This is a genomic window from Nitriliruptor sp. (genome assembly GCF_040882075.1).
In the GTDB taxonomy this organism is placed as follows: domain Bacteria; phylum Actinomycetota; class Nitriliruptoria; order Nitriliruptorales; family Nitriliruptoraceae; genus Nitriliruptor.
In genome coordinates this window covers 1-1,377 of record NZ_JBBEBZ010000018.1, presented here as the reverse complement: position 1 = coordinate 1,377, position 1,377 = coordinate 1, and the positions used below count along the sequence as shown (strand labels likewise).

Here is a 1,377-nt window from a genome sequence, read left to right as displayed (position 1 = left end):
CCGGTAGGCTCCCCACCGTCGCACCCTCGAGGCCCCGCCTCCTGGACGACCGCCGCAGCACGTACCTCGCCGCGGCGCTGACCCTCCGGTTCGTCCTCCGCCCCACCGTCCGCCCCGTCATCTCGGGACCAGGATCGTGCGGGTACGGGACGAGGCCGCCACCCCGCTGGCGCACGTCGCCGTGCCCGCACCCACACACCAGGAGCCACCCCGTGGCCGTCAAGCTCCGTCTCCGCCGTGAAGGCACCAAGAAGCGCCCCCACTACCGCATCGTCGCCGCCGACACGCGTTCGCCGCGTGACGGCCGGTTCATCGAGATCCTCGGTGAGTACCACCCCCTCGACGACCCCTCGACGATCATCGTCGACGACGAGCGCGCCCTCCACTGGCTGCAGCACGGCGCCCAGCCGACCGAGGCCGTCACCAAGATCCTGCGCATCTCGGGGGTCTGGGAGCAGTTCAAGCCGGGCGACAAGCCGCAGCGTGACCGCGCCGCCGACGGCGACAAGAAGCGCATGAACAAGAAGGCCAAGGCGCGCGCCGAGGCGGAGGCGGACGCGTGAGGTCCGAAGCCGTCCTCGAGTTCGTCGCCAAGCAGCTCGTCGACCACCCCTCGGACGTGCGCATCGAGGTGTCCGAGGACGACCGCGAGGTCGTGCTCGAGCTCCACGTCCACGACGAGGACCTCGGCAAGGTCATCGGCAAGCGTGGCCGCACCGCCAAGGCGCTGCGCACGCTGGTCAAGGCCGCCGGTGCCCTCGACGACGAGAACGTGACCGTCGAGATCGTGGACTGACCGTGTCCGCCCTGGTCGTCATCGGGCGCGTGATCAAGGCGCACGGGATCCGCGGTGAGGTCGTCGTCGACGTCCTCTCCGACGTCCCCGGCCGTTTCGACGCCGGCGGCACGGTCACCCTCGGAGGCACTCCAACGGTCATCGCCAGCAGCCGTCCCCACCAGGGTCGGCTGCTGGTCCGTTTCGAGGGGGTCGCGGACCGCAACGCCGCCGAGCTCCTGCGTGGCCGCACCATCGAGGGCCCTCCTGGGGACCTGACCGACTCCGAGGCGTACTACGTCCACGAGCTGGTCGGCATGGCCGTCGTCACCGTCGACGGTGATCACCTCGGCGACGTGTCCGGCCACATCGAGCTGCCCGGCGCTGCCGGCTACGACCTGCTCGAGGTCACCCGGGAGGACGGCAGCACCTGGTTGCTGCCCGCCTCGGACGAGCTCGTCGAGGTCGGCGAGCTGCCGGACGGCACCGAGCTGCTGGTGGTCGTCGACCCCCCCGAGGGGCTGATCGACGGCGAACCCGATGTGGTGCGCTCGCCCGGCGAGGTCGCGCCCGGCGAGGTCGCGCCCGGCGAGGTCGCGCCC

General features: G+C 71.8%; 3 protein-coding genes. All 3 read left to right on the top strand.

Annotated elements, in window-relative coordinates:
- Positions 1–212 precede the first annotated feature (212 nt).
- Positions 213–563, top strand: a complete 351-nt coding sequence (rpsP, locus tag WEB03_RS01380) for a 30S ribosomal protein S16 (protein WP_368069179.1) — start codon at positions 213–215, stop codon at positions 561–563.
- Entirely contained in the window at positions 560–796 is a 237-nt protein-coding gene (locus WEB03_RS01375; RefSeq protein ID WP_368069178.1) for a KH domain-containing protein, read from the top strand. Before rpsP ends, WEB03_RS01375 begins: the two co-directional genes overlap by 4 nt.
- 2 nt (positions 797–798) lie before the next feature.
- Positions 799–1,377: ribosome maturation factor RimM (gene rimM / locus WEB03_RS01370; RefSeq protein WP_368069177.1), on the top strand; the 579-nt coding region annotated here is incomplete at its 3' end.